Origin of the sequence: Neobacillus drentensis, from assembly GCF_036966985.1 — a bacterium.
In the GTDB taxonomy this organism is placed as follows: domain Bacteria; phylum Bacillota; class Bacilli; order Bacillales; family Cytobacillaceae; genus Neobacillus; species Neobacillus drentensis_E.
Genome location: NZ_JBALSN010000283.1, coordinates 1 through 2,994, shown reverse-complemented (window position 1 = coordinate 2,994; position 2,994 = coordinate 1). Strand labels below are relative to the sequence as shown.

The following is a 2,994-nucleotide window of genomic DNA, read 5'->3' as shown; positions in this document are numbered from 1 at the left end:
CAAGCAATCCAATGGCAAATTGCAGATTCTGCAGTTGAAATTGAAGCGGCCCGCTGGCTTGTATTAAATGCGACATTTACGCTTGATCAAGGTGAAGACAACCGACATTTGGCTTCTATGGCTAAATTATATGGCGCCAATATGGGTAACAGAGTCGTTGACCGCGTGCTGCAAATTCATGGCGGCATGGGTTATACAAGAGAATTGCCGATTGAACGCTGGTACCGTGAAGCTAGACTTTGGAGAATTTACGATGGAACAGATGAAATTCAGCGGATGATCATTTCTCGTAACCTTCTTAAAGGGCATGTGAAAGTTGGTCAATACGTTTAAAAGCTTTTTGAAAGCGTTGTCTAATTAGAAATATTTATTTTGGGAGGAAGAGAAATGGCAGGAAGATTTGCTGGAAGAGTTGCATTTGTAACTGGAGGCAGCCGTGGTATTGGAAAGGGGATTGTTGAGCTTTTTGCAAGCGAAGGTGCAAAGGTAGCCATCATCGATTTAAACGAAGAGGCATTAAGTGAAACAGCAAATGAATTAAGAGAAAAGGGCTATGAAGTTTATACCAAAGTTGCCAACGTTGTGGATTCTGAGCAGGTGGAGGCAGCTGCCAAAGAGGTACATGATACCTTCGGATCAATTGATATCCTTGTCAATAATGCCGGTGTGATTCGTGATAATCTGTTGTTTAAAATGACAGATTCTGATTGGCAAACCGTAATGGATGTCCATCTGAAAGGTTCTTTCAATGCTGCACGCGCTGCGCAAAAATATATGGTCGAGCAAAAATACGGACGTATTATTAATATATCTTCCACTTCGGCTCTCGGAAATCGCGGCCAAGCCAATTACGCTGCTGCCAAAGCAGGTCTTCAAGGCTTTACCAAAACATTGGCAATTGAGCTTGGAAGATATGGAATTACCGCCAACTCTGTAGCCCCTGGATTTATCGAAACCGATATGACAAAAGAAACTGCTGCAAGAATAGGTATTTCTTTTGAACAATTAATTCAAGCAAGTGTTTCAAATATTCCAGTGGGCAGAAGTGGCAAGCCTGAGGATATTGCTAATGCTGTTGCCTTCTTTGCAGATGAAAAATCATCGTTCGTAAGTGGGCAAGTCATCTATGTAGCCGGCGGACCAAAATGTTAATTAGGTGAGGTGGAGATGAATTGTTTAAAGATCAAATTGGCAAACAGTCTAACAAGGTAAAAAATGTTGTTGAAAGGGGAGCCGTAAAGAAATTTGCGGAATCCATTGGCGACCTTCATCCCATTTATTTTGATGAGGAAGTTGGCGCAAAGTCTAGATATGGAAAGAATATTGCCCCGCCAACTTTTCCAAGGGTTTTTGATTACGGTGTAATTGAAGGCTTAAACCTTCCTAACAAAGGATTAATTCACGGTGAACAAACGTTTCATTACGTTCGTCCTTTATTAGTGGGTGAAGAGGTTTATTGTTATTCAAAGGTAAAGAACTACTTTGAGAAAAAAGGTAATTTTGGTGAAATGGGCTTCCTCGTTCTCGAAAGCTATGGCGATGATGCGGCAGGAAATACCATTTTCAGTTCAACCTCAACGGTTGTCATTTCTGAAGCGGTGAGGAAGGTGTTGACCCGATGAGTACACTTACTGAATTAAACATTGGCGAATCGGTTAAAGAAATTCAATTAGAGCCTGTATCAAGGATGGACCTGATTAAATATTCGGGTGCTTCAGGGGATTTTAATCCGATTCATACAATCGACGATGAGGCGAAAAAGGCGGGACTGCCAGGCATTATTGCTCATGGCATGTGGACGATGGGAAATCTGGCAAAGCTGTTTACGGAATACTATGATGAAGGCTTCATCGAAGATTATTCGATCCGTTTTAAAGGCATGGTATTTTTGAATGATGTCGTTACCCTCAAAGCGACTTTGAAGGAAAAGCAGGAAAATAAATTGCGCTTCACTGTACAAGCGGTGAATCAACAAGGCAACGATGTTTTAAAGGGTGAAGTAGTGTATCACCAATACTAACTAGATGATCAGAAATTGAAATTAGAGCCCGGCATTAAAAGGATTTCTTCTTATGCTGGGTTTATTACTATCAATTTTTAAAGGGTGATGATATGTCTGCAAAAATGGTTTTGAGCTATAAGCCGCCAGTTTTCACTTCATTTGAAGAGGAAAGACTGCATTTAAAACAAAAGTTAGCGGCCTCGTTCCGCTTATTTTCTAAATTTGGCTTTGATGAAGGAGTCGCCGGACATATAACTGCACGGGATCCTGAGCGGAAGGATCATTTTTGGGTAAATCCGTTTGGGATGCACTTTAGCCAGATTAGAGCCTCTGACTTAATTCTTTGTAACCATGATGGTGTTGTTGTTGAAGGGAATTATCCCGTTAATCGTGCTGCGTTTGCCATCCATTCACAAGTTCATGCCGCACGTCCTGATGTCATTGCCGCTGCCCATGCTCATTCGGTTTATGGTAAATCATGGTCATCTCTCGGCCGACTCCTTGACCCGATTACTCAAGACGCCTGTGCCTTCTATAATGATCATTCATTATTTGATGATTTTACTGGAGTTGTTTTGGACATTGAAGAAGGCCGTCGGATTGGAAAAGCTCTAGGAGATCGAAAGGCTTGTATTCTTAGAAATCATGGGCTTTTGACAGTCGGAAGATCGGTGGATGAAGCAGCCTGGTGGTTTATTACAATGGAACGTTCCTGCCAGGCGCAATTGCTTGCAGAGGGAGTAGGGTCACCTGTGATTATTGATGATCTAAATGCCGCTTCAACGTATGAAACCGTCGGAACCCATGAAGCAGGCTGGTTCCAATTCCAGCCATTGTGGAATCGGATTGTGAAAGAGCAGCCAGATTTATTGGATTGATTTTGCCCGAAGTTGGTTAGAAGAGTGGAGGGGGAGCTCCTAATGCCCGAAAGTAAGCAAAAAGGAACCCATGGTTATTAAGAGGGTCTCCTAATGCCCGCGGGCAAGAAAAAA

5 protein-coding genes are annotated in these 2,994 nt (G+C 42.3%); all 5 read left to right on the top strand.

Features of this window, described 5'->3' with window-relative positions; translation table 11 throughout:
- Positions 1-333: acyl-CoA dehydrogenase family protein (locus V7659_RS18800; protein ID WP_335541345.1), on the top strand; the 333-nt coding region annotated here is incomplete at its 5' end.
- A gap of 54 nt (positions 334-387) precedes the next feature.
- On the top strand, positions 388-1,152 hold the full coding sequence (locus tag V7659_RS18795) for a beta-ketoacyl-ACP reductase (protein WP_098934798.1): 765 nt from the start codon (positions 388-390) through the stop codon (positions 1,150-1,152).
- A gap of 20 nt (positions 1,153-1,172) precedes the next feature.
- Positions 1,173-1,622, top strand: a complete 450-nt coding sequence (locus V7659_RS18790) for a MaoC family dehydratase N-terminal domain-containing protein (RefSeq protein WP_098934797.1) — start codon at positions 1,173-1,175, stop codon at positions 1,620-1,622.
- On the top strand, positions 1,619-2,020 hold the full coding sequence (locus V7659_RS18785) for a MaoC/PaaZ C-terminal domain-containing protein (RefSeq protein ID WP_218348779.1): 402 nt from the start codon (positions 1,619-1,621) through the stop codon (positions 2,018-2,020). The genes V7659_RS18790 and V7659_RS18785 overlap by 4 nt, the downstream gene beginning before the upstream one ends.
- 92 nt (positions 2,021-2,112) lie before the next feature.
- Positions 2,113-2,880 (top strand): class II aldolase/adducin family protein, encoded by a 768-nt coding sequence (locus V7659_RS18780; protein WP_098934795.1) that lies wholly within the window; start codon positions 2,113-2,115, stop codon positions 2,878-2,880.
- Positions 2,881-2,994 lie beyond the last annotated feature (114 nt).